The 19,616-nt window shown below is 63.2% G+C and carries 23 protein-coding genes; 9 read left to right on the forward strand and 14 right to left on the reverse strand.

Features of this window, described 5'->3' with window-relative positions:
- Positions 1 to 51: 51 nt before the first annotated feature.
- From GSQ88_RS10910 to GSQ88_RS10925, 4 genes are all read left to right on the forward strand, one after another.
- Positions 52 to 1,716, forward strand: coding sequence for a methyl-accepting chemotaxis protein (locus tag GSQ88_RS10910; RefSeq protein ID WP_159007752.1), 1,665 nt, complete (start codon positions 52 to 54; stop codon positions 1,714 to 1,716).
- Positions 1,717 to 1,981: 265 nt separating this feature from the next.
- Positions 1,982 to 2,275 carry a hypothetical protein gene (locus GSQ88_RS10915; RefSeq protein ID WP_159007753.1) on the forward strand — a complete coding sequence of 98 codons (294 nt, stop codon included), beginning with the start codon at positions 1,982 to 1,984 and terminating at the stop codon, positions 2,273 to 2,275.
- 219 nt (positions 2,276 to 2,494) lie between these two features.
- Positions 2,495 to 3,283 (forward strand): SDR family NAD(P)-dependent oxidoreductase, encoded by a 789-nt coding sequence (locus GSQ88_RS10920; protein ID WP_159007754.1) that lies wholly within the window; start codon positions 2,495 to 2,497, stop codon positions 3,281 to 3,283.
- A gap of 79 nt (positions 3,284 to 3,362) precedes the next feature.
- A complete protein-coding gene (locus GSQ88_RS10925; protein ID WP_174247979.1) occupies positions 3,363 to 3,800 on the forward strand; it encodes a hypothetical protein in 438 nt (145 codons plus the stop codon).
- A 135-nt stretch (positions 3,801 to 3,935) separates the two neighbouring features.
- Here GSQ88_RS10925 and GSQ88_RS10930 read toward each other — a convergent pair whose 3' ends face one another.
- The 5 genes from GSQ88_RS10930 to GSQ88_RS10950 all read right to left on the reverse strand — a co-directional run bounded on the left by GSQ88_RS10930 (position 3,936) and on the right by GSQ88_RS10950 (position 7,104).
- Positions 3,936 to 4,349: a VOC family protein gene (locus GSQ88_RS10930; protein ID WP_159007755.1), complete on the reverse strand. Its 414-nt coding sequence runs from the start codon at positions 4,347 to 4,349 to the stop codon at positions 3,936 to 3,938.
- A gap of 41 nt (positions 4,350 to 4,390) precedes the next feature.
- Positions 4,391 to 4,927 carry an SRPBCC family protein gene (locus GSQ88_RS10935; RefSeq protein ID WP_159007756.1) on the reverse strand — a complete coding sequence of 179 codons (537 nt, stop codon included), beginning with the start codon at positions 4,925 to 4,927 and terminating at the stop codon, positions 4,391 to 4,393.
- A gap of 41 nt (positions 4,928 to 4,968) precedes the next feature.
- Entirely contained in the window at positions 4,969 to 5,382 is a 414-nt protein-coding gene (locus GSQ88_RS10940; protein WP_159007757.1) for a DoxX family protein, read from the reverse strand.
- Positions 5,383 to 5,449: 67 nt separating this feature from the next.
- Positions 5,450 to 6,724 (reverse strand): RNA polymerase sigma factor, encoded by a 1,275-nt coding sequence (locus GSQ88_RS10945; RefSeq protein ID WP_159007758.1) that lies wholly within the window; start codon positions 6,722 to 6,724, stop codon positions 5,450 to 5,452.
- A complete protein-coding gene (locus GSQ88_RS10950; RefSeq protein WP_159007759.1) occupies positions 6,721 to 7,104 on the reverse strand; it encodes a YciI family protein in 384 nt (127 codons plus the stop codon). Before GSQ88_RS10950 ends, GSQ88_RS10945 begins: the two co-directional genes overlap by 4 nt.
- Before the next feature lie 129 nt (positions 7,105 to 7,233).
- On the opposite strand from GSQ88_RS10950, the gene GSQ88_RS10955 reads away from it, so the two are divergent.
- On the forward strand, positions 7,234 to 8,199 hold the full coding sequence (locus GSQ88_RS10955) for a 2-hydroxyacid dehydrogenase (protein WP_159007760.1): 966 nt from the start codon (positions 7,234 to 7,236) through the stop codon (positions 8,197 to 8,199).
- Positions 8,200 to 9,067: 868 nt separating this feature from the next.
- On the opposite strand, the gene GSQ88_RS10960 is transcribed toward GSQ88_RS10955, so the two are convergent.
- Positions 9,068 to 9,733 (reverse strand): TetR/AcrR family transcriptional regulator, encoded by a 666-nt coding sequence (locus GSQ88_RS10960; protein WP_159007761.1) that lies wholly within the window; start codon positions 9,731 to 9,733, stop codon positions 9,068 to 9,070.
- A 98-nt stretch (positions 9,734 to 9,831) separates the two neighbouring features.
- Between GSQ88_RS10960 and GSQ88_RS10965 the strand changes: the two genes are divergently transcribed.
- Positions 9,832 to 10,476 carry a glutathione binding-like protein gene (locus GSQ88_RS10965; protein ID WP_159007762.1) on the forward strand — a complete coding sequence of 215 codons (645 nt, stop codon included), beginning with the start codon at positions 9,832 to 9,834 and terminating at the stop codon, positions 10,474 to 10,476.
- Between the two features lie 280 nt (positions 10,477 to 10,756).
- Here the strand turns inward: GSQ88_RS10965 and GSQ88_RS10970 are convergent, their stop codons facing one another.
- The 8 genes from GSQ88_RS10970 to GSQ88_RS11005 all read right to left on the reverse strand — a co-directional run bounded on the left by GSQ88_RS10970 (position 10,757) and on the right by GSQ88_RS11005 (position 16,541).
- Positions 10,757 to 11,224, reverse strand: coding sequence for a nuclear transport factor 2 family protein (locus GSQ88_RS10970; RefSeq protein WP_159007763.1), 468 nt, complete (start codon positions 11,222 to 11,224; stop codon positions 10,757 to 10,759).
- Positions 11,225 to 11,310: 86 nt separating this feature from the next.
- Positions 11,311 to 11,760, reverse strand: coding sequence for a tol-pal system-associated acyl-CoA thioesterase (gene ybgC / locus GSQ88_RS10975; protein WP_246735225.1), 450 nt, complete (start codon positions 11,758 to 11,760; stop codon positions 11,311 to 11,313).
- A gap of 84 nt (positions 11,761 to 11,844) precedes the next feature.
- The gene (locus GSQ88_RS10980; protein WP_159007764.1) at positions 11,845 to 12,759 is read right to left on the reverse strand and encodes a metallophosphoesterase; all 915 of its coding nucleotides are present in this window, start codon (positions 12,757 to 12,759) and stop codon (positions 11,845 to 11,847) included.
- Positions 12,760 to 12,891: 132 nt separating this feature from the next.
- Positions 12,892 to 13,941, reverse strand: coding sequence for a Holliday junction branch migration DNA helicase RuvB (gene ruvB, locus GSQ88_RS10985; RefSeq protein ID WP_159007765.1), 1,050 nt, complete (start codon positions 13,939 to 13,941; stop codon positions 12,892 to 12,894).
- Positions 13,938 to 14,450, reverse strand: a complete 513-nt coding sequence (locus GSQ88_RS10990; RefSeq protein WP_246735227.1) for a hypothetical protein — start codon at positions 14,448 to 14,450, stop codon at positions 13,938 to 13,940. The genes ruvB and GSQ88_RS10990 overlap by 4 nt, the downstream gene beginning before the upstream one ends.
- The gene (ruvA, locus tag GSQ88_RS10995; RefSeq protein WP_159007766.1) at positions 14,447 to 15,064 is read right to left on the reverse strand and encodes a Holliday junction branch migration protein RuvA; all 618 of its coding nucleotides are present in this window, start codon (positions 15,062 to 15,064) and stop codon (positions 14,447 to 14,449) included. The genes GSQ88_RS10990 and ruvA overlap by 4 nt, the downstream gene beginning before the upstream one ends.
- Positions 15,061 to 15,588 carry a crossover junction endodeoxyribonuclease RuvC gene (gene ruvC / locus GSQ88_RS11000; RefSeq protein WP_159007767.1) on the reverse strand — a complete coding sequence of 176 codons (528 nt, stop codon included), beginning with the start codon at positions 15,586 to 15,588 and terminating at the stop codon, positions 15,061 to 15,063. The genes ruvA and ruvC overlap by 4 nt, the downstream gene beginning before the upstream one ends.
- A 206-nt stretch (positions 15,589 to 15,794) precedes the next feature.
- The gene (locus tag GSQ88_RS11005) at positions 15,795 to 16,541 is read right to left on the reverse strand and encodes a YebC/PmpR family DNA-binding transcriptional regulator (RefSeq protein WP_159007768.1); all 747 of its coding nucleotides are present in this window, start codon (positions 16,539 to 16,541) and stop codon (positions 15,795 to 15,797) included.
- Positions 16,542 to 16,831: 290 nt separating this feature from the next.
- On the opposite strand from GSQ88_RS11005, the gene GSQ88_RS11010 reads away from it, so the two are divergent.
- From GSQ88_RS11010 to GSQ88_RS11020, 3 genes are all read left to right on the forward strand, one after another.
- Entirely contained in the window at positions 16,832 to 18,259 is a 1,428-nt protein-coding gene (locus GSQ88_RS11010) for a methyl-accepting chemotaxis protein (RefSeq protein WP_159007769.1), read from the forward strand.
- Positions 18,260 to 18,294: 35 nt separating this feature from the next.
- On the forward strand, positions 18,295 to 18,969 hold the full coding sequence (locus GSQ88_RS11015; RefSeq protein WP_159007770.1) for a potassium channel family protein: 675 nt from the start codon (positions 18,295 to 18,297) through the stop codon (positions 18,967 to 18,969).
- Positions 18,970 to 19,130: 161 nt separating this feature from the next.
- On the forward strand, positions 19,131 to 19,511 hold the full coding sequence (locus tag GSQ88_RS11020; protein ID WP_159007771.1) for a hypothetical protein: 381 nt from the start codon (positions 19,131 to 19,133) through the stop codon (positions 19,509 to 19,511).
- Positions 19,512 to 19,616: the final 105 nt, after the last annotated feature.

A 19,616-nucleotide genomic window follows, 5' to 3' on the forward strand; every position in this document is an offset into this window, starting at 1 on the left:
CCCTTTTCCCTCCCCGAGGTTCCGTTGTGGAACCAGCTCACGGAGCCCGACGTGTTCAACTTGCAAGGCAAGGCAGTGCAGAACGCACTTTCGCAGGCGGCCGCCATCAGCAAATCGCAGACCGTGATCGAGTTCAACCTCGATGGAACGATCATCACGGCGAACCAGAATTTCCTGTCCACGCTCGGTTACTCGCTCGACGAAATCAAAGGCAAGCATCACAGCATGTTCGTCGAGCCGGCCGTGCGCGACAGCAACGACTACCGTGAATTCTGGGCCAGGCTCAACCGCGGTGAATTCCAGGCCGCGCAATACAAGCGGATCGGCAAGGGCGGCAAGCCGATATGGATCCAGGCGTCCTACAATCCGGTCTGCGATGCCAAGGGCAAGCCTTTCAAGGTGATCAAGTTCGCCACCGACATCACCGCGCAAAAGATCCAGAACATGGAAGACGCCGGCAAGATCGCGGCGATGGACCGCGCCCAGGCCGTCATCGAGTTCAACATGGACGGCACCATCGTCACGGCGAACGATAATTTCCTCGGCGCGATGGGCTATTCGCTGGCCGAAGTGCAAGGCAAGCATCACAGCCTATTCGTGACGGCCGCCGACCGCGACAGCGTGGCCTATCGGGAATTCTGGGCGGCCCTCAACCGTGGCGACTATCAGGCCGCCGAATACAAGCGGGTCGGCAAAGGCGGCAAGGAAGTCTGGATTCTCGCGACCTACAATCCGATCTTCAACGAGGCCGGCAAGCCGTTCAAGGTCGTCAAATTCGCCACCGACGTCACCGAGCAAAAACTGAGAGCCGCCGACAGCGATGGGCAGATTTCCGCGATCGGCAAGTCACAGGCGGTGATCGAGTTCAACATGGACGGCACCATCCGCTCCGCCAACCCGAACTTCCTCAACGCGATGGGCTATGTGCTGCCGGAAATCCAGGGCAGACACCACAGCATGTTCGTCGAGCCCGCGGAGTGCAATTCGCGCGCCTACGCTGAATTCTGGGAGACCCTCAATCGCGGCCAGTACCAGGCCGCGGAATACAAGCGTATCGCCAAGGGCGGCCGCGAAATCTGGATCCAGGCCTCCTACAATCCGATCCACGACCTCAACGGCAAGCCGTTCAAGGTGGTGAAGTACGCAACCGACATCACCGCCCAGGCGGTGGCGCGCCAGAAGGCCGAGCGGGCAAGGGGCCTGATCGAATCGGTGGCGGCCGGCAGCGAGGAAATGAGCGCCTCGATCCGCGAAATCTCCCAGACCATGACCAAATCCAAGGAGACCGCGGCGGAAGCAACGGGACGCGTTGAAGCCGCGGACCAGCAAGCCATGAAACTCAATGCCGCCGCGCAGGCGATGAGCGGCATCGTGCAGCTGATCGGCGACATCACCGGCCAGATCAACCTTCTGGCGCTCAACGCGACCATCGAATCCGCGCGCGCCGGCGAGGCCGGCAGAGGCTTTGCGGTGGTGGCCTCCGAGGTCAAGAACCTCGCCAATCAGGCCAAGCAGGCCACCGACACCATATCGGGGGAAATCGGGGCGCTTAACAACGTCGCGAGCGATGTGGTGAGTTCACTGATCGCGATCAAGACGGCGATCGGCAATGTCAACGAGTTCATTACCTCCACCGCCGCCGCCGTCGAAGAGCAGAGCATCGTCACCAGCGATATGTCGTCCAACATGCAGCGTGCTTCCGCCGAACTGGCCTGATCGCGGCGCACATCGCCCGCGAAGTGACGCGAGATCTTCGGTCGTGGCTCCGAAGAACTAGCGCAACCGGCGCCGCAATGTCGATGAGACGTTGCGGCGCCGGCCGTGCTGCAAGTGCGTTGTTGTGCGTTGTCGGCATTTTCATCCGAATCCTTCGCGAACGCAGCATGCTTTTGGGTTCCAACGCGCCTAAGCTCGACCTATCGGCGATGGTCCGGCGTCGTGCACGCTGAAACTGAACACCGGATCCGGGGAGGATCGCGTCATGTCGGGATTGCTCATCAATCTGATCATACAGGTCATCAGCGGCGCCGTTGGCGGAAATGTCGCCGCCGGCGCCGCCAAGAATATCGATCTCGGTACGCTCGGAAACACCATTGCGGGCGCCATCGGCGGCGGCGCCGGGGGACAGATCCTCGGCATGCTGCTGCCGCTGCTGGCCAATACGGCCTCGACGCCGGATATCGGCAGCATCGTCGGCCAGGTAGCCGGTGGCGGCGTCGCGGGAGCCGTTCTCACCGCGATCGTTGGCGCGATCAAGAACAGATCGGCGGCCTGAGCGACGCGCGATCGCTGATCCGGGGTCCATCCTGGGCATGGGCCTCGGCTCCGCCTGATCATCAAGCGGCGATGCTCCGCATCTTTCGCGATGGGATGGTGTTGAGTTTGTTTCTGAAGCTCTGTTGACGCTCTCTTGAGGCCTCCTGGGTTCGAGACATCGCGCAGGACATCGGCTATAGCAACGCGAAATCGATCAACAGCCGATGGACGTACACCTATGACTCCCTCCTTGCAGAAAGTTGCGCTGGTCACCGGCGCCGCGCGCGGCATCGGACTTGCGGTGGCCAAGCGTTTTCTGGCCGACGGCTGGCGTGTCGCGCTGCTCGACATCGAAGGCGAACTGCTGGATCACGCGGTCGCAGCCCTGGCCAACCCGGACGACACGCTGGCGCTGCATTGCGACGTCTCCGACGCCGGCGCGGTCGCATCCGCGATGGACGCGGTAAGCCGGCGCTTCGGCAGGCTCGATGCACTGGTCAATAATGCCGGGGTCGCGGTGTTCGCGCCGCTGTTGGAAACCTCCGATCAGGACTGGAACCGGGTGCTGGCGGTCAACCTGACCGGGCCTTTCCTGTGCACCAAGGCGGCAGCCCCGTTGATGCGCGAACATGGCGGCGGCGCCATCGTCAACATCACCTCGATCTCGGCGGTACGCGCCTCGACGCTGCGCTCGGCTTACGGCACCAGCAAGGCCGGGCTCGCGCATCTCACCAAGCAACTCGCGGTCGAACTGGCCTCGCTCGGCATTCGCGTCAACGGCGTCGCACCCGGTCCGGTCGAGACCGCGATGGCGAAAGCGGTTCACACCCCGGAGATCCGCGCCGACTATCACGACGCGATCCCGCTCAACCGCTACGGCCTCGAAGAAGAACTCGCCGAAGCGGTGTTCTTTCTGTGCAGCGAGCGCTCGAGCTACATCACCGGGCAGATCCTCGCGGTCGATGGCGGCTTTGATGCCGCGGGCATCGGATTGCCGACGCTGCGCGGCCAACGGCGCAATGGCTAGAGCCGCCGCTAGCGCCTTGTCGCGAGCCCTGCGCTTGGCTAATTGTTGGCGATCATCGGGCGTTGGAGAGCGGCGCTGCATGCCCAAGGTAGGCTTCACGCTTTTTGTCGCAGCGCTGCTATCTGCACTGGCCGCGATGCCGGCACGTGCCGAGGTGCGCATCCTCGGCAGCATGGGCGGAAGGGTCGGCCCGTTCATCGACCTGTTCGACGAGGTCCGTGCCTCCGGCGAGCGCGTCGTGATCGATGGACCCTGCATGTCGGCCTGCACGCTGGTCCTCAGCGTGGTCCCAAACGATCGCATCTGCGTCACCCGGCGCGCGGTGCTCGGATTTCACGCCGCGCGGTCGATGGACCGGCGTGGCCGGTTATATGCCGAACCGGAAGCTTCCGAACTGGTGCTGGAGGCCTATCCCGCCGCGGTGCGCGGCTGGATCAGGCGCCGCGGCGGATTATCGTCGCGGCTGTTGCTGCTGCGCGGCCGCGAACTGACGGCGATTTATCCGTCGTGCCGCTAGACCAAGACTTGTTGGAGGCATACTTCGTAGGGTGGGCAAAGGCGCCCTTGGCGCCGTGCCCACCACTTTACTAACAACGAGAATGGTGGGCACGGCGCAAACGCGCCTTTGCCCACCTTACGGAGCGCACCCGCTCTAATGGCCATCCAGCGGGCAGTTGACCATCCAGGGAATGCCGAACTGATCGACGCACATGCCGAAGCCCTTGGAGAAGAAGGTGTTGCCGAACGGCATGTTGATGGTGCCGCCTTCGCATAGCGCGTTGAATTTTCGCTCGGCTTCCGCGGGATCCTTCACAGTGAGCGACACCGCAAATCCCTGCGGCTTGTGGAAGTGATCCGGCGGCGCATCCGACGCCATCAGGATCTGGCCGTCGATCGACATCCTGGCATGCATGATCTGCTTCTTGCGCTCCGGCGGCGCCGGCATGTCGGGCGGCGCCTCCTCGTTTCGCAGCAGCATCTCGATCTTGCCGCCGAGCACCTTCTCATAGAACTTGAACGCCGCTTCGCAGTTGCTGTCGTAGAACAGATAGGGATTGATCTGCATCGCTTGCTCCTTGGTTGGATCGATTGAACTAAGACGTGGACTTACTTCTCGGTGAGCCGTTTCAAATTGGCGAGGCCGACCTCGAAATCCTTGCCGATCATGTGATCCAGATTCATGAATACCTGCATCAGCTTGGAGATGAAGGGCGCGGGGCCACGCATCACCCAGCTTAGGTGAGTAGCATCGCCCTGCGGCAGCATCGTGAATTCGGCGGTGTTGTGGCCTTCGAACGGCTTGAAGAAATCCAGCTTGATCAGGATTTTGGAAGGGACCGACTCCTCCAGGATTTCCATCCGCCCGGCGCCGACATTGCCGTTGCCCTCCCAACCATAGACCGCGCCCTTGCCGCTCTCGGCCCCGCTATAGCTGCGCTTCATCGCGGGGTCCTTGTTCTCGTAGGGTGACCACGAAACCCATTGATGGAAATCGTGGATCAGCGGAAAGATCTTTTCCGGCGGCGCCTTGACGTCGATCGTGCGCTCGACGCTGAATGTCGCCGGCTTGCTCGCCGCGAGGAGCAGGATGACCGCGATGGCGATCGCCAGTACGACGGCGATGATGGCAATAATCTCGAACATGGGAACTCCGTCTCTATAATTGATAATGTTGTTAGCGACTGTCAGCGTAAAAAGGGCAGCAAGGCGCGCAGGCTTCGATCGCGCAACCAGAGCCCGCCCCAGACCATCAGGCCGAGATAAAATCCGAACAGGACGTGACTGAAAAGCGGGCTGCCGATCCGCACATGCGATGCGATCGCGCTACCCAGATAGCCGGTCAGCAGGATGGCGCCGAGGATGGAGGTCGGCGGCACCGCATAAAGCACGGTGCAGACCAGGGTGATCAGCCCGAGGCTGCGCGCCAGCGTCTCGCTCGATCCGTACCCCATCCGGTCCATCGTTTCGGTGACGACCGGCCACGGCACCAGCTTGATGGCGCCATCGAACAGCAGAAACACGATGACGAGACCGCTGACAACGCGGCCCGACCAGAGCGCTGATTTTGAAACCGGTGCGGTATCGAAGACGGGCGGCATGACGTGCTCCATTGGTGATGCTTATTCACGGGACGAATGGGGCAAGCGCAATCCGACAGAGGGGCGATTATTTTTTTGAAATTTTAGTCTCGGGCGGCTGACTGTCGCGCATCAGGCGGTCGAGATGCATGCGGATGTGGGCGGCTTCCGCCGAGGTGTTGGCGAGCGCGATGGCGCGGCCGAAGGCCTCACGCGCCTCGTCATTGCGGCCGAGCTGCATCAGGAACGCGCCGCGCACGCCGAAGAAATGAAAATAATTCGACAGCCGCTCAGCCAGCGGCTCGATCATCTCGAGCGCCGCCTCGGGCCCCCGCACCTTCGACACCGCGACCGCGCGATTCAAGGTCACCACCGGCGACGGCTGCATGATCTCGAGCGCGCCATAGAGCAGATCGATCTGGGTCCAGTCGGTGTCTTCGGGCCTGGCGGCGCGGGCATGCAGCGCCGCCATCGCCGCCTGGATCTGATAGGGCCCGCTGCGGCGATGGCGCATCGCCTTGTCGATCAGGGCCAGGCCCTCCGAGATCAGCTTCTGGTTCCACAGCGAGCGGTCCTGATCGTCGAGCAGCACGAATGCGCCGGCAGCGTCGAACCGCGCCGCCGCGCGGGCATGCTGCAACAGCAACAGCGCCGTCAGTCCCATGATCTCGGGCTCGCTCTGGAACAGCCGCAGCAACAGCCGCGCCAGCCGAATTGCCTCCTCGCACAGAGGCTGGCGAATTTCCGCGGTATCGCCGCTGGCCGAATAGCCCTCGTTGAAGATCAGATAGACCATCGCGGCCACCGCGATCATCCGCTCGCTGCGTTCCACCGCGCCCGGCGTCTCGAACGGCACGCTGGCGCCGGCGACGCGGGCCTTGGCGCGGGTGATGCGCTGTTCCATCGCGGCTTCGCTGACCAGGAACGCGCGCGCGATCTGCTTGACGGTCAGCCCCGAGACGATGCGCAGCGCCAGCGCGATCTGCTGCGTTGGCGGCAGATCGGGATGGCAGCAGATGAACAATAGCCGCAAGATGTCGTCGCGATAATGCGAGCCGTCGAGCCGTTCGGCCAGCGCCTCCTCGGCGTCGTCGAGATCGGAGATCTTGTCATCCTCGGGCAGCGGCTCCTGCTTGCGGCCGCGCCTGATGTCGTCGATCGCGACGTTGCGTCCGACCATGATCAGCCACGCCGCGGGATCGCGCGGCGGGCCGTTCTGCGGCCAGCTTTTCAGCGCGCGCAGGCACGCGTTCTGGAAGGCCTCCTCGGCGGTATCGAGATTGCGGAAATAGCGTAATAGCGCGCCGACCGCCTGGGGCCGCGCCGAGGTCAGCGCGGCGTCGATCCAGGCGGTATCGCTCATATCGCGATGCTCCCGGTCGCGATGCTCCCGGGGATGAGCACGCCGACGGGACGAATTTCGTAGGCGCCGCCCGGGTTGGCCTCGCCGAGATCGCGCGCGACCGCGAGCGCCTCGTCGAGGTTTTTGCAATCCACGATGTAGAAGCCGAGCAGTTGCTCCTTGGTCTCGGCAAAAGGACCGTCGATCACGACCGGCGGATTTTCCTTGCGCAGCGTGGTCGCCGCCGTGGTCGGCAACAGCCGGGCGACCGGCCCAAGCCGGCCCTGTTGGGTCAACTTGTCCTGCACGACGGCAAGTTTTTGCATCACCGCGGCGTCCTGCTCCTTGGTCCAGGAGCCGACGCAGTCTTCATCATGGTAGCAAAGGATGGCGTAGAGCATGGGCAGCGTTCCTGTTCGGTTGGAAGACGAGAGAGGCGAGCCGTTTCCGACAGCATAACGGAAATATTTTGCCTCGGGGACCGGGCCCGGTATGGTGCCGCAAATCCCAAAAAACTCAGGCAAAAATCCATGCAAAAACCTGCACTTGCGCTTCTGATCCATGGCGGCGCCCAAAATTGGTCGCCGCAGCGCTGGAAGGCCCGATTTGACGATGCTTGCCGCGACCGGCGCGTCGTGCTGATGCCGGATGCGGCACTCGATCCCGCCGAGGTCCACTACGCCGCGGTCTGGAAGCCGGTCCCCGGCGATCTCGCGGCCTTTCCCAATCTGCGCGCCATTTTCAACCTCGGCGCCGGCGTCGATGCGCTGATGGCCGATTCCAGCCTGCCGGATGTGCCGCTGGTGCGGGTTGCGGTGGCCGATCTCACCGCACGAATGACCGAATATGTCGTGCTCCATGTGCTGATGCACCATCGGCAGGAGCTTTATCTGCGTGACAGCCAGCGCGAGAAACGCTGGGCGCCGAAGAAGCAATCGCCGGCGAGCGCGATCTCGGTCGGGATCATGGGGCTCGGCACCCTGGGCGCGGACGCCGCCCAGGTGCTGGCGCGGCTCGGTTTCCGCGTCGCGGGCTGGAGCCGAAGCGAGCGAAAGGTCGACGGCATCGAATGCTTCCACGGCACAGGGCAACTCGATGCGTTTCTGAAAGCCACCAACATCCTGGTCTGCCTGCTGCCGTTGACCCCGGATACGACGCACATCCTCAACCGCGACCTGTTCGCAAAGCTCGATGCCACGAGCCCACTCGGCGCGCCGGTCGTGATCAATGCCGGCCGCGGCGGCCTGCAAAACGAGGCCGATATTCTTGCCTGCCTCGACGACGGCACGCTCGGCGCCGCATCGCTGGATGTCTACGCCACCGAGCCGCTGCCGGCGGACAGCCGGTTCTGGACCCACCCGAAAGTCGTGCTGACCCCACACAACGCCGCCGACACCGATCCCGACGAGATCTCGAAATACGTCGCGCGCCAGATCGAGCGCTTCGAAGCCGGCGACGCGCTGGAGAATGTGGTCGATCGGGGGCGTGGATATTAGGGCGCGTGGAGGCATGATCACGGTCATACTCCGCGAAGGCGGAGTATCCAGTACGCCGCGAGTTTTCAGTTCCATCACGAGCGTCTCGGAATACTGGATCGTCCGCCTTCGCGGACGATGACGGTGGAGATGTGCGGACATAACTCCGCATTCTCGCGACAGCATTCGCCCGAGTTTTTCAAATTCATCGGCCCCCAAAAAAAGAGGGCGCAGGGAAGACCGGGTGCGCGCTGCACCCGCGGTCTCGCGTGCAAAAGTAGCAAACAAAAAGCGCACACGAGCATACAGGTTCAGCGGAAGCAGTCCGGCCTTCCCTGCGCAATGGTGTTACAGCTTATATCGTGCTCTCCCCGGCGAGACCTGGCTTGTTGTCACCGTCATCCCCAAGAAGCGTGAGCTTCTCAAGAACTTGACACCAACCACTGGGGCGTCAGGACCACACGACTTTGCCGTCCGCGTCACGCGCCGTTCGTCAAAAGCGCATCCGCGTCCATCGCTCCCCGCGTCCAACGTTCGTGACGATCGCGAAACGCCCCTCTTGGTGGGCACGGGATACGTGAGATGTGAAGGTGATTTGCCTTCGAGATCAACGCTGATCCGCTGCGACACATTGGCACGACGGGCAAATCAGCAAATGGGTGTCAAGACTTATTTGTGGATGCGCCGCATCTTTCCTCGGAGGAGAAAGGAAGTAGCGCGGGGCTTAGTGCTGCGTCATCCTGAGGTGCCCGCCGGCTTCGGCGGGCCTCGAAGGATGGTGTTCAGCTCATTGCGCGCGGCCATCCTTCGAGGCTCGCAAGAGCTCGCACCTCAGGATGACGGCGAAGCTGCTGCACGGGGATGACATCGCGTTTGCTGCAAGCGCGGCTCATTTCGCCCTCGCGCCCACCATCACGTCGATCGCGCCTTTCACGATCGCCTCCAGTTCCTTGCGCGGCACCTGCGCGCGCGCGCGGATCGCGATGGTGTGGATGGTCGCCGACGCCAGATGCGCCAGCACCGTCGCATCGACCGAGGTTGTCAGTTCGCCTTTTTCCATGGCCCGCCGGAAGCAACCGGCGAACGCCTTGTCGAACTCCGAAAATCCTTCCAGCACCAGGCCGCGGATTTCCGGATCGAACACCGCTTCCGAGGCCGCCGTCATCACCGTGAAGCAACCGCGCGGGCCAGCTTCGCCGGACAGATAGATGCCGAGCGCCAAGCCGTAGATCCGCTCCAGCCGTTGGCGGATCGGCAATTCGTCCCTGAAAATATCGACCATCGCCGCGCGCGCGTCGTCGCGGTAGCGCTGATAACTCTTGATATAGAGTTCGCGCTTGTCGCCGAACGCACCATACAGGCTCGGCCGGTTCATGCCGGTGGCCGCGCTGAGATCGTCCAGCGACGTCCCGGCAAAGCCATCCTTGCGAAACAGATCGAGCGCTTTACCGAGCGCCACGTCCGGCTGATAGGCGCGCGGGCGGCCCCGGCGTTTGACCGCGCTGGTCGCATCGGCTTCCGGCAATGCCGGTGCGGTTTTCTTTTTTTGTACCATTTCGCATTTAATTCCTTGACGTCGGTTATATTATGCGAGACGGTATAAAAATCAACAGTGGTTCGGCAAAGCCCGAACCAACGCCAAGGAGATTGTCGATGGATCTTTATTTCTCGCCGCTCGCCTGCTCGCTCGCGACCCGGATTGCGCTGTATGAAGCCGGCGCGGACGCTGGATATCTCGAGGTCGATCCCAAGACCAAGATCGTGCAGAGCGACGGCTCGGATTTTCGCAAGGTCAATCCGCTTGGGCTGGTGCCGACACTGCGCACCGACGAGGGACTGGTCCTGACCGAGAACGCCGCGATCCTGCAATATGTCGCCGACCGGTTTCCGCAGGCCGGCATCGCCACCGGCCCCGGCATGGAACGCAGCCGGCTGCATCAATGGCTCTGCTTCATCGGCACCGAACTGCACAAGGGATTGTTCGTGCCGATACTCGACAAGAAGGCACCGGCCGAAGTGAAGAGCTACATTCTCGGCAAGGGCCTGTCGCGGCTCGATTTCCTGGAAAACTACCTGAAGGGCCGCGAATTCCTGCTCGACCATTTCAGCGTCGCCGACGCCTATCTGGTGACGGTGATCAACTGGACCATGGCAACGCCGCCGATCGAACTGGCGAAATGGCCGGCCGTGAAAACCTATTACGAACGGCTGCGCACGCGCCCGAGCATCGCCAAGGCGATCGCGGAAGAGTTCGAATTGTACAAGGCCGAACTCGCCCGCCACAAAGCGGCGGCGTGAGTGATACGTCACACCACCGCGTCGTCCCCGCCTCGCGCGTAAGGGCGGGGACACATCGGAACCGTCATCCTGAGAGGCTTTGACGTCATCCTGAGGTGCGAGCTCTTGCGAGCCTCGAAGGATGGCCGCAAGCACTGCGCTGAACATCATCCTTCGAGGCTCACCGAAGACGGCGAGCACCTCAGGATGACGGCGCCGATTGGTTCACGGCCTCTCGGGATGACGGCCGAGGTAGCTTCACGGCCTCGTTCGCCGGGACGACGTCTGAGATCGCAGCCCTTTAAAACGCGCTCTCGCTCAGTCCCGGCACATCCGCGGGCCGTGGCCCTGGTGCGGCCCAGTGGAAGCGGCGGTCTTTTTCGGCGATCACGATATCGTTGATGCTGGCTTCGCGGCGGCGCATCAGGCCGTGCTCGTCGAATTCCCATTGCTCGTTGCCGTAGGAGCGATGCCACTGGCCGGCAGCGTCGCGCCACTCATACTGAAACCGCACCGCGATGTGGTTGCCGTCGAACGCCCAGAGATCCTTGATCAGGCGGTATTCCTGTTCCTTCTCCCATTTGCGGGTGAGGAAGGTGACGATCGCGGCACGGCCCTCGAGAAATTCCGAGCGGTTACGCCAGCGGCTGTCCTCGGTATAGGCCAGCGACACGCGCTCGGGATCGCGCGAATTCCAGGCGTCCTCGGCCATGCGGGCTTTCTGGGCGGCGGTCTCTCGGGTGAACGGCGGAAGCGGGGGACGTGCCATCGGGACCTCGTCGGGTTGATCTGCCGCGAATGTACTGCCGCCGCTTGAGGAGTCGAGTGGGCTTTGCCAATCGGCCGATAGCTGGATCAGATCACATCGGCCTTCAACAACACCCGCAACGCTTTCGGGATCGGCTGCGCCCGCCCCTCGCTGATGAAGGCGACGCGCACCTGGGCCTTGACCAGCACATGCTCAGCCCGCCGGATTTCCTGCCCCAGCATGATCGAGGCGCCCTTCACCGCGACCGGCCAGGTCACCACGTCGAGCAAATCATCCATCCGCGCCGGCTTGAGGAAATCAAGCTGCATCGAACGCACCACGAAGGCAAAGCCCGGGGTTTCCTGCTCGGCTTCCGCGAACAGCGCGTGCTGTTCGGCGCCCATCAGCCGCAGATGGTTGGTGCGTCCGCGCTCCATGAAGCGCAAATAATTGGCGTGATAGACGATGCCGGAAAAATCGGTGTCCTCGTAATAGACCCGAATTTGCATGTGATGGCGGCCGTCGCGCATCGCGCCGTCGAGATGGGGGTAAGTCACTTGCGGCCCTCGATCGCCTTTCGGAACACGATCGTTTTGCGCAAAATTCAGCCGATGCGCAAGCACGTCAGTGCGGCGAAAACGCTACGACGTCGCCGGACCCGAACCGCCCAAGGTCACCAGCACGATCTCCGGGGGCACGCCGAGGCGGAACGGCATGATGCTGCAGCCGAGGCCGCCGGAGACGATGACGTCGCAATTGGTGCGCGAGTGGCCATAGACGAATTTATTGTAGCGCGTCGGCGCGATCGGCGACCATCCTAACAGGCGCACCTGGCCGCCATGGGTATGTCCGGAAAGCTGCAATGACACCCGCGCCGGCACGCGCCTCGCGACATCCGGCTCATGCGCCATCAGGATCACCGGCGCGTCGTCGGTTACTTTGGCAAGCGTCGCGTTGAGGTCATCGACGCCGATGCGCCGGACCGGCCGGAAGCGCCGCGCCGGCACATAGGCCAGTTGATCGCCGAGACCGGCCAGCCAGAACGGGCGGCCGTCCTTGGAAAGACGCCGGGCGTCGTTCTCGTAGACCGGAATGCCGGCGGCTTCTAACCCGCGTCGTGCATTGGTCGGGCCCTGCCCTTCCTGCTGCACCTTCTTGTCTTCCCACCAATCGTGATTGCCGAGGATCGCATGCACGCCGAGCGGCGCTTTCAGGCCGGTGAGCACGGCCGCCCATTCGTCGGCGGGAATGAAGCGGGTGACATGGCGATGTCCCGCGACATAGTCGCCGAGCAGCACGATGATATCGGCATTGAGCGCGTTGGTGCGTTCGACGATGGTCTGGATATGAGCCAGCGACATCCAGGGATCGCAGGCATGAATGTCGGCGACGGCGGCGATCTTGAGCTGGAAATCGGCCGGCCATTGCGGCGGCTGAATGTCATACCGCGTGACGCCCAACCGCGTTACGGGCTCGGCGAAACCATAGGCCGTGGTCGAGGCGCCGAAGACACCCAACCCGCCGAGAAACCGCAAGAACTGACGCCGTGAAAACATGTTTGGTTAATCGTGATGCTGCCCGCGCATGATAGCGTGCGGATTGAAGCGCAATTGGGACGCCTCTGTGCAGATTATCAGCAGGAGCGGCGTCAGTCTTCGGTATCCTGCATCACTCTTCCGTATACTGCGTCAGTCTTCGCTATCTTGGTTACCAAACAACCCGAATTGCGCCGGGTCGCGCGCGGGTTCGGCGAGGCCGAGATGCCGGAAGGCATGCGAGGTCAAGAGCCGACCGCGCGGCGTACGCTGCAGATAGCCGCATTGAATCAGGAACGGCTCGATGATGTCTTCGATGGCGTCGCGCGGCTCGGACAACGCCGCGGCCATGGTTTCGACGCCGACCGGGCCGCCGCCATAGTTCATCGCGATGGTGGTGAGATAGCGCCGGTCCATCGCGTCGAGGCCGGCGGCATCGACCTCGAGCGCGCTCAGCGCATGGTCGGCGATGGCGCGGTCGATCGAGGCGGCGTCCGCGGCGGAGGCAAAATCCCGCACCCGCCGCAACAGCCGGCCTGCGATACGCGGCGTGCCACGGGCGCGGCGCGCGATCTCGTTGGCGCCATCCGGCGTCATGCCGATGTTGAGCACGCGGGCGCCACGGGTGACGATCCTTTCGAGTTCCTCCACGGTATAGAAATTCAGCCGCACCGGAATCCCGAAACGGTCGCGCAGCGGATTGGTCAGAAGTCCCGCGCGCGTGGTGGCGCCGACCAGTGTGAATTTTGCCAGTTCGATCTTGACCGAACGCGCCGCCGGCCCCTCGCCGATGATGAGATCGAGCTGGAAGTCCTCCATCGCCGGATACAGCACTTCCTCGACCGCGGGGCTGAGCCGGTGGATTTCGTCGATGAACAGCACGTCGCGCTCTTCGAGATTGGTCAATAAAGCCGCGAGGTCGCCGGCTTTGGCGATGACGGGACCGGAGGTGGCGCGAAAGCCGACGCCGAGTTCGCGCGCCACGATCTGCGCCAGCGTAGTCTTGCCGAGGCCCGGCGGTCCCACGAACAGCACGTGATCCAGCGCCTCGTTACGCTTGCGCGCGGCCTCGATGAAGATCGACAAATTGGCGCGCGCCTGCGCCTGGCCGACGAATTCCGACAGCACTTGCGGGCGCAGCGCGGTGTCGCCGACATCGTCGGAACGGCGCTCGGGGGTCACGATGCGGGACGGCGTGTTCATGCGGCGATGCTAGCACGATGCAATGGCTTTGAGAGCCACCAGCACAAGGTGGCCGGTAGCATCGCCAGCACGGCGAGAATGGCAAACAACCGGAGCGACTGATCCGCCGATTGGACGTTCGGCAGGATCACGGCGGAGGATTCACCAGGAATGACGAAATTGCCGAGCAGGATCACCCCGGCGATGCCCGCCGCCGCGGCAAGCCACGCCATCCAGATCCGGTCGAGGCCGGCACACACCGCAGCGAAGGCGAAGATCAATCCGGCCATCGCCGATGGCGGGATCGCAGCCAGCCACGCCGCGATGGTGAGCACCCATAGCGCCACCGAAACGATGGTGCTGAAGAGGTCGTGCCCGGCGAAGGTGGCGAATAGCTGCGCCAAAGGCGCGCCGAAGCTTGCGACGATCGCGAGCAGCAATGCGGCGAACGCCAGCGGACCGACAATCGAAAAGATGACGGATATCGCGATCATGCGCGCGAGACCGCGCAATAGCGTGCCCAGGCTCACTTCGCCAGTTCCTTCAGGCCGAGCCGAATGAGCTGCGCGGTCTCGGCGTTCTCGCCGGCGGCGCGCGAGGCCTGCGCGATGGCAGCGGCGGCCTGCGGCTGGCCGTAGCCGAGATTGACAAGTGCGGAGATCGCATCGCTGACCGGACGCGGCGCGCGCTGGTCGTCGATCGCGCCGGACAGATGCACCAAGGCCGGATCGACATTGGCGAAGGCCGGCGCCTTGTCCTTGAGTTCGGTGACGATGCGCTCGGCGACCTTGGGGCCGACGCCCGGCGTGCGCGCCACCGCGGCTTTGTCGCGCAGCGCGATCGCATTGGCTAGTTCAGCCGGCGGCAAGGTCGAGAGCACCGCCAGCGCCACCTTGGCGCCGACGCCCTGGACGGTCTGCAGCAAGCGAAACCATTCGCGTTCGAGATCGCTGCGAAAGCCGAACAGTTTGATCTGGTCCTCGCGCACATAGGTTTCGATCGACAGCACCGCGGCCTCCCCCGGCGACGGCAGCGCCTGCAAGGTCCGCGACGAACAATGCACCTGATAGCCGACGCCGCCGACATCGAGGATCACATAATCCTCGCCGTAGCTGTCGATCAGGCCCTTGAGCTTGCCGATCATAATCCCACCACCCTGAGCCGCAGCGCGGCGCTGGCGCGGTGGTGGGCGTGGGTGATGGCGATCGCCAGCGCGTCGGCGGCGTCAGGTGATTTCGGCTCGGCCTTCGGCAGCAGGATCTTCAGCATCATCAGGATCTGGTTCTTGTCGGCATGGCCGGCGCCGACCACGGTTTTCTTGACCTGGTTCGGGGCATATTCCGCAACCGCGATGCCGAACATCGCCGGCGCCAGCATGGCGACGCCGCGCGCCTGTCCGAGTTTCAGCGTGGCAACGCCGTCTTTATTGACAAAAGTCTGTTCGACCGCGGCTTCCGCGGGCTGATAGTTGCCGAGCACGGCGGCCAACCCCTCATGGATTCCCAACAGGCGGCTCGCCAGCGGCAGCGTGTCCGGCGGTTCCACCGAGCCGCAGCCGACAAATATCAGCCGGTTGCCGTCGATATCGATCACCCCCCAGCCGGTGCGGCGCAGGCCCGGATCGATGCCAAGGATACGGACGGGGACGCGAATCGGCTGAGATGTCATGGGATAGTGATAACGTCGGCGCGGCGGGAACGAAACACAAACGAAGTGTCTTCAACCGCGAAAGCGCGGCGTCGGTACTTCCGACAGCGAGTGGCTAACACCCGTCATGCCCGGGCTTGACCCGGGCATCCATCAAAACGAGAAAGCCTTGCGAAGAGTGATGGATTGCCGGGTCAAGCCCGGCAATGACGAGGTCTCTGGCGACTTCACCCGCCCAGCTTGCTCATCAGCGCGTCGGAAATTTCAAAATTGGCGTAGACGTTCTGCACGTCGTCATGCTCGTTGAGCAGGTCGATCAGCTTCAGGAGCTTTTCGCCGGCCTCGTCGTCGACCGGCACCGTGTTCTGCGGCTTCCAGGTCAACGCCGCCTTGCGGGCTTCGCCGAATTTCGCTTCGAGCGCCTTGGCGACCTCGCGAAAAGTCTCCTGCGAGGCGTAGACCTCGTGGCCGCTTTCGCTGGAAGAGACGTCGTCGGCGCCGGCCTCGATCGCGGCGTCCAGCATCGCGTCGTCGGAGGCGACCTTGGCGTCGTATTCGACGATGCCGGTGCGGTCGAACATGAAGGCGACCGAGCCGGTTTCGCCGAGATTGCCGCCCGATTTGGTGAAGTAGGAGCGGATGTCGGAGGCGGCGCGGTTGCGGTTGTCGGTCAGCGCCTCGACGATCACCGCGACGCCGCCCGGGCCATAACCCTCGTAGCGAATTTCGTCGTAATTCTCGCCGTCGCCGCCGCTGGCCTTCTTGATCGCGCGTTCGATCGAGTCCTTCGACATGTTCTCCTGGCGGGCGGAAATGATCGCGGCGCGCAACCGCGCATTCATCGCGGGATCGGGCTGGCCGAGCTTGGCCGCGACGGTGATTTCACGCGCCAGCTTGCCGAACAGCTTCGACTTCTGGGCATCCTGCCGCCCCTTGCGGTGCATGATGTTCTTGAATTGGGAATGGCCGGCCATGCGGGATCTCTTGGAGTAGTCGGGGAATCTGCGGTGGGAAGCGCGGCGTTATAGGCCGCGATATTGCTAAAATCAAAGGCTTACCGGCGATTTCGGTATTTTGGTAGTGGTTTCTGCCCGCCAATGAGGCAATTGTTAACCATGATTTCATGCCGAGCGGCGAGGATACCACCCGCAACGGCACATCATCATGATGCCAGAGACCGGCGAACCGGTCCGCGTGAATGGCCGCCAGTCACGGCGGCTTTTCGTCCTTCGTAAGTTCTGGAAACACCAAAAGGGATGCGGTCATGTCGGTTGTGCAGCCCATCAAGCGGGAAAGTGCCGCCGCTCTCCCCTCGGAGAGCGAGCGTCTGGTCGATCAGCTTGCGAGCCGGATCGGCGGCCTTGGCGTCGAACTGGCGGATGTCGCGGGAAGCCTGAAAGAGGTCGCCGGCCGCGTCGCCAACCAGTCCGACCGGTTCGGGCATCTGCAACAAACCGCGGAGACCATGGTCGCCGCCAATCACGACATCGCCACCGCGTCCCGCGCGGTGCAATCGGCAAGCTCGGCTGCGGTCGGCGAGATCACGCAGTCGCGCGCCGCGGTCGAAACCGCGGTCGGGCATATCGCCGAATTGATCGAGGCCGTCAGCCGCATCGAGCGCCGTCTGGCTTCGGTCGGAACCGCGCTGACCCAGGTGGCCAAGGTGTCCGGCACGATCGAAGCGATCGCCAAGCAGACCAATTTGCTGGCGCTGAACGCCACCATCGAGGCCGCCCGCGCCGGCGCGGCGGGACGCGGCTTTGCGGTGGTCGCCAACGAAGTCAAAAGCCTCGCGGAGGCGACCCGGCAGGCGACCCGTCTGATCGGCGACACTGTGCGCGATCTCGACGGCCAGGTCCGCGGTTTGATCAGCGAGAGCGGCGACGCCTCGGTCCGCGCCAAAAGCGCCGGCGACGGCGCCGCCCAGATCCAGGACATCATCGTCCGGGTGCAGAGCGGCTTCACATCGGTCGGCCAGGAGATCGACAGCGTCGCCAAAGCGGCGACGTCCAATCTGTCCCACTGCGACATGGTGATCTCCGAACTCGGCGGCCTCGCCAAGGGCGTCGATCTGTCGTCGACCGACCTCAAGCAGGCCGACGACCGCGTCGCCTCGCTGCTGGACGTTTCGGAAGGCCTGATCGCGCTGATCGCCGACAGCGGCGTGGAGACGTCGGATGCGCCGATGATCCGCATGACGGTAGAAACCGCAAAGCAGATTTCCTTAGCCTTCGACCGCGCGATCGAGCGCGGCGAGATCAGCCTCGAGCACATGATGGACGAGAATTACCGCGAGATTCCCGGCACCAATCCGAAGCAATATCTCGCCAACTATATCGCGCTCACCGACCGTATCCTGCCGCCGATCCAGGATCCGATTCAGAAGTCCGATTCCCGGATCGCCTTTTGCGTCGCGTGGGCGAAAAGCGGCTATCTTCCGACGCATAATGCGAACTACAGCCTGCCCCAGGGGCCCGACCCGGTCTGGAACAACGCCCATTGCCGCAACCGGCGGATCTTCGACGACCGCACGGTCAGCAAGATCGCTCAAAGCACCAAGCCGTTTCTGTTGCAGACCTACCGGCGGGACATGGGCGGCGGCAAGTTCGTGCTGATGAAATCCCTCTCCTCGCCGATCTACGTGCGCGGCCGCCATTGGGGCGCATTCCGAATCGGCTTCAGCCAGTCCTAACGCGTGGGACGGCATCGTGAAACGGGCTTTGGTTCATGAACGATCGCATCGCCTGGTTGCGCGAACATTATAGCGACCCACTGCTGACCGCGCTGACCGTGCTGGTCATTGTGATGCTGTTCGTGATCGCGCCGCTGCAGGCGTCCGGGCTGTTTCTGTTTCAGGCGTTCGAACTCGCTTTCGCCATCGTGCTGGTCGCCGGCGTGTTCGTGATGTCGGGAAGCCGGATCGCGGTTGCTGCCATGCTGGCCTCGCTGGTGATGGCCACGATCGGCGGCATTCACCGGATCACGGCGCCGTCCCCGATCGACATCAATCTGTTCGCGGGCTCCTGGCTGATCATGAGCCTGACGCTCGGCTGGGCGGTGGCGGGCGTGGTGTTTGCGCCGGGTCGGGTCACCTATCACCACGTGATGGGCGCAATTCTGCTGTACCTCGTCATCGCCGTCAGCTTCGTGCCGTTGCTGGCCTTTACCGGATCGCTGATCCCCAATGCGTTTTCGGGAATCTCGATGCAGGACAATCCGGCGCTCGCCAGCGGGCTGATCTATTTCAGCTTCGTGACCTTGACGACGACCGGCTATGGCGACGTATTTCCGCTGCACCCGATCGCGCGCAGCCTGTGCAATCTCGAAGCCGTGATCGGCCAGCTCTATCCCGCGACCCTGCTCGCGCGCCTGGTCACGCTGGAGATGGCGCAGCGGGGCTGACATGGGCCTGGGCGTTTCGTGATGACGCCCCGGTGCCGCGGCTCTTGTTCCCGCTGCCTTGCTATGTTCTAAACCCGCCGCCAGTCTTGCGACGCCACTTCCACCAGAATTCGAATTTTCTGCCGCGCCCAGGCGAGGGTCAAAGGCAAAAGGAACCCGATATGAGGATCAAGCTGCTGATCGCAGTATTGTCGTTGGCGACAGCCGTTGACTTGGTAGCTTTGGTCCCGGCGGCTTTGGCGCAACCTACGACGCCGGCAGCAGCGGAAAAGCCGGCGGCACCCGTGAAGCAGAGCGCCGCGTCGGCTGACGAGGTGGCGTCGAAAACTGTCTCGGTCGCCGAAAAGGCGCAGAAGTGTCTCAAGATCGAAGATAAGCCCGACGACCGGCTGCATTGCTACGACGACGCCGTCAGGCCGCAACCCAACCCGAATCCGCCGCCCGTCAAGGGCATCCGGGATTGCCGCCACATCGTCGACGTCGACCAACGACTGGGTTGCTTCGACGGCTTCGCCGTACAAATTCCAAAGTTCACGCATTAGAGCGTTTTCGAGCGAAGTGGACACCGGTTCGCGTCAAGAAAACGCGTCAAAACAAGGATCTAGAGCCCGGTTCTGATTCCATCAGAACCGGAAATGCTCTAGCGC

The organism is Bradyrhizobium sp. S69, assembly GCF_009766005.1.
Taxonomy (GTDB): Bacteria; Pseudomonadota; Alphaproteobacteria; order Rhizobiales; family Xanthobacteraceae; genus Bradyrhizobium.

Excerpts from the sequence above, each read along its gene's own strand:
- GSQ88_RS10915 (WP_159007753.1), top strand. The coding sequence starts at position 1,982 with ATGTCGGGATTGCTCATCAATCTGATCATACAGGTCATCAGCGGCGCC.
- GSQ88_RS10920 (WP_159007754.1), top strand. The coding sequence starts at position 2,495 with ATGACTCCCTCCTTGCAGAAAGTTGCGCTGGTCACCGGCGCCGCGCGC.
- GSQ88_RS10925 (WP_174247979.1), top strand. The coding sequence starts at position 3,363 with ATGCCCAAGGTAGGCTTCACGCTTTTTGTCGCAGCGCTGCTATCTGCA.
- GSQ88_RS10930 (WP_159007755.1), bottom strand. The coding sequence starts at position 4,349 with ATGCAGATCAATCCCTATCTGTTCTACGACAGCAACTGCGAAGCGGCG.
- GSQ88_RS10935 (WP_159007756.1), bottom strand. The coding sequence starts at position 4,927 with ATGTTCGAGATTATTGCCATCATCGCCGTCGTACTGGCGATCGCCATC.
- GSQ88_RS10940 (WP_159007757.1), bottom strand. The coding sequence starts at position 5,382 with ATGCCGCCCGTCTTCGATACCGCACCGGTTTCAAAATCAGCGCTCTGG.
- GSQ88_RS10945 (WP_159007758.1), bottom strand. The coding sequence starts at position 6,724 with ATGAGCGATACCGCCTGGATCGACGCCGCGCTGACCTCGGCGCGGCCC.
- GSQ88_RS10950 (WP_159007759.1), bottom strand. The coding sequence starts at position 7,104 with ATGCTCTACGCCATCCTTTGCTACCATGATGAAGACTGCGTCGGCTCC.
- GSQ88_RS10955 (WP_159007760.1), top strand. The coding sequence starts at position 7,234 with ATGCAAAAACCTGCACTTGCGCTTCTGATCCATGGCGGCGCCCAAAAT.
- GSQ88_RS10960 (WP_159007761.1), bottom strand. The coding sequence starts at position 9,733 with ATGGTACAAAAAAAGAAAACCGCACCGGCATTGCCGGAAGCCGATGCG.
- GSQ88_RS10965 (WP_159007762.1), top strand. The coding sequence starts at position 9,832 with ATGGATCTTTATTTCTCGCCGCTCGCCTGCTCGCTCGCGACCCGGATT.
- GSQ88_RS10970 (WP_159007763.1), bottom strand. The coding sequence starts at position 11,224 with ATGGCACGTCCCCCGCTTCCGCCGTTCACCCGAGAGACCGCCGCCCAG.
- GSQ88_RS10980 (WP_159007764.1), bottom strand. The coding sequence starts at position 12,759 with ATGTTTTCACGGCGTCAGTTCTTGCGGTTTCTCGGCGGGTTGGGTGTC.
- ruvB (WP_159007765.1), bottom strand. The coding sequence starts at position 13,941 with ATGAACACGCCGTCCCGCATCGTGACCCCCGAGCGCCGTTCCGACGAT.
- ruvA (WP_159007766.1), bottom strand. The coding sequence starts at position 15,064 with ATGATCGGCAAGCTCAAGGGCCTGATCGACAGCTACGGCGAGGATTAT.
- ruvC (WP_159007767.1), bottom strand. The coding sequence starts at position 15,588 with ATGACATCTCAGCCGATTCGCGTCCCCGTCCGTATCCTTGGCATCGAT.
- GSQ88_RS11005 (WP_159007768.1), bottom strand. The coding sequence starts at position 16,541 with ATGGCCGGCCATTCCCAATTCAAGAACATCATGCACCGCAAGGGGCGG.
- GSQ88_RS11010 (WP_159007769.1), top strand. The coding sequence starts at position 16,832 with ATGTCGGTTGTGCAGCCCATCAAGCGGGAAAGTGCCGCCGCTCTCCCC.
- GSQ88_RS11015 (WP_159007770.1), top strand. The coding sequence starts at position 18,295 with ATGAACGATCGCATCGCCTGGTTGCGCGAACATTATAGCGACCCACTG.
- GSQ88_RS11020 (WP_159007771.1), top strand. The coding sequence starts at position 19,131 with ATGAGGATCAAGCTGCTGATCGCAGTATTGTCGTTGGCGACAGCCGTT.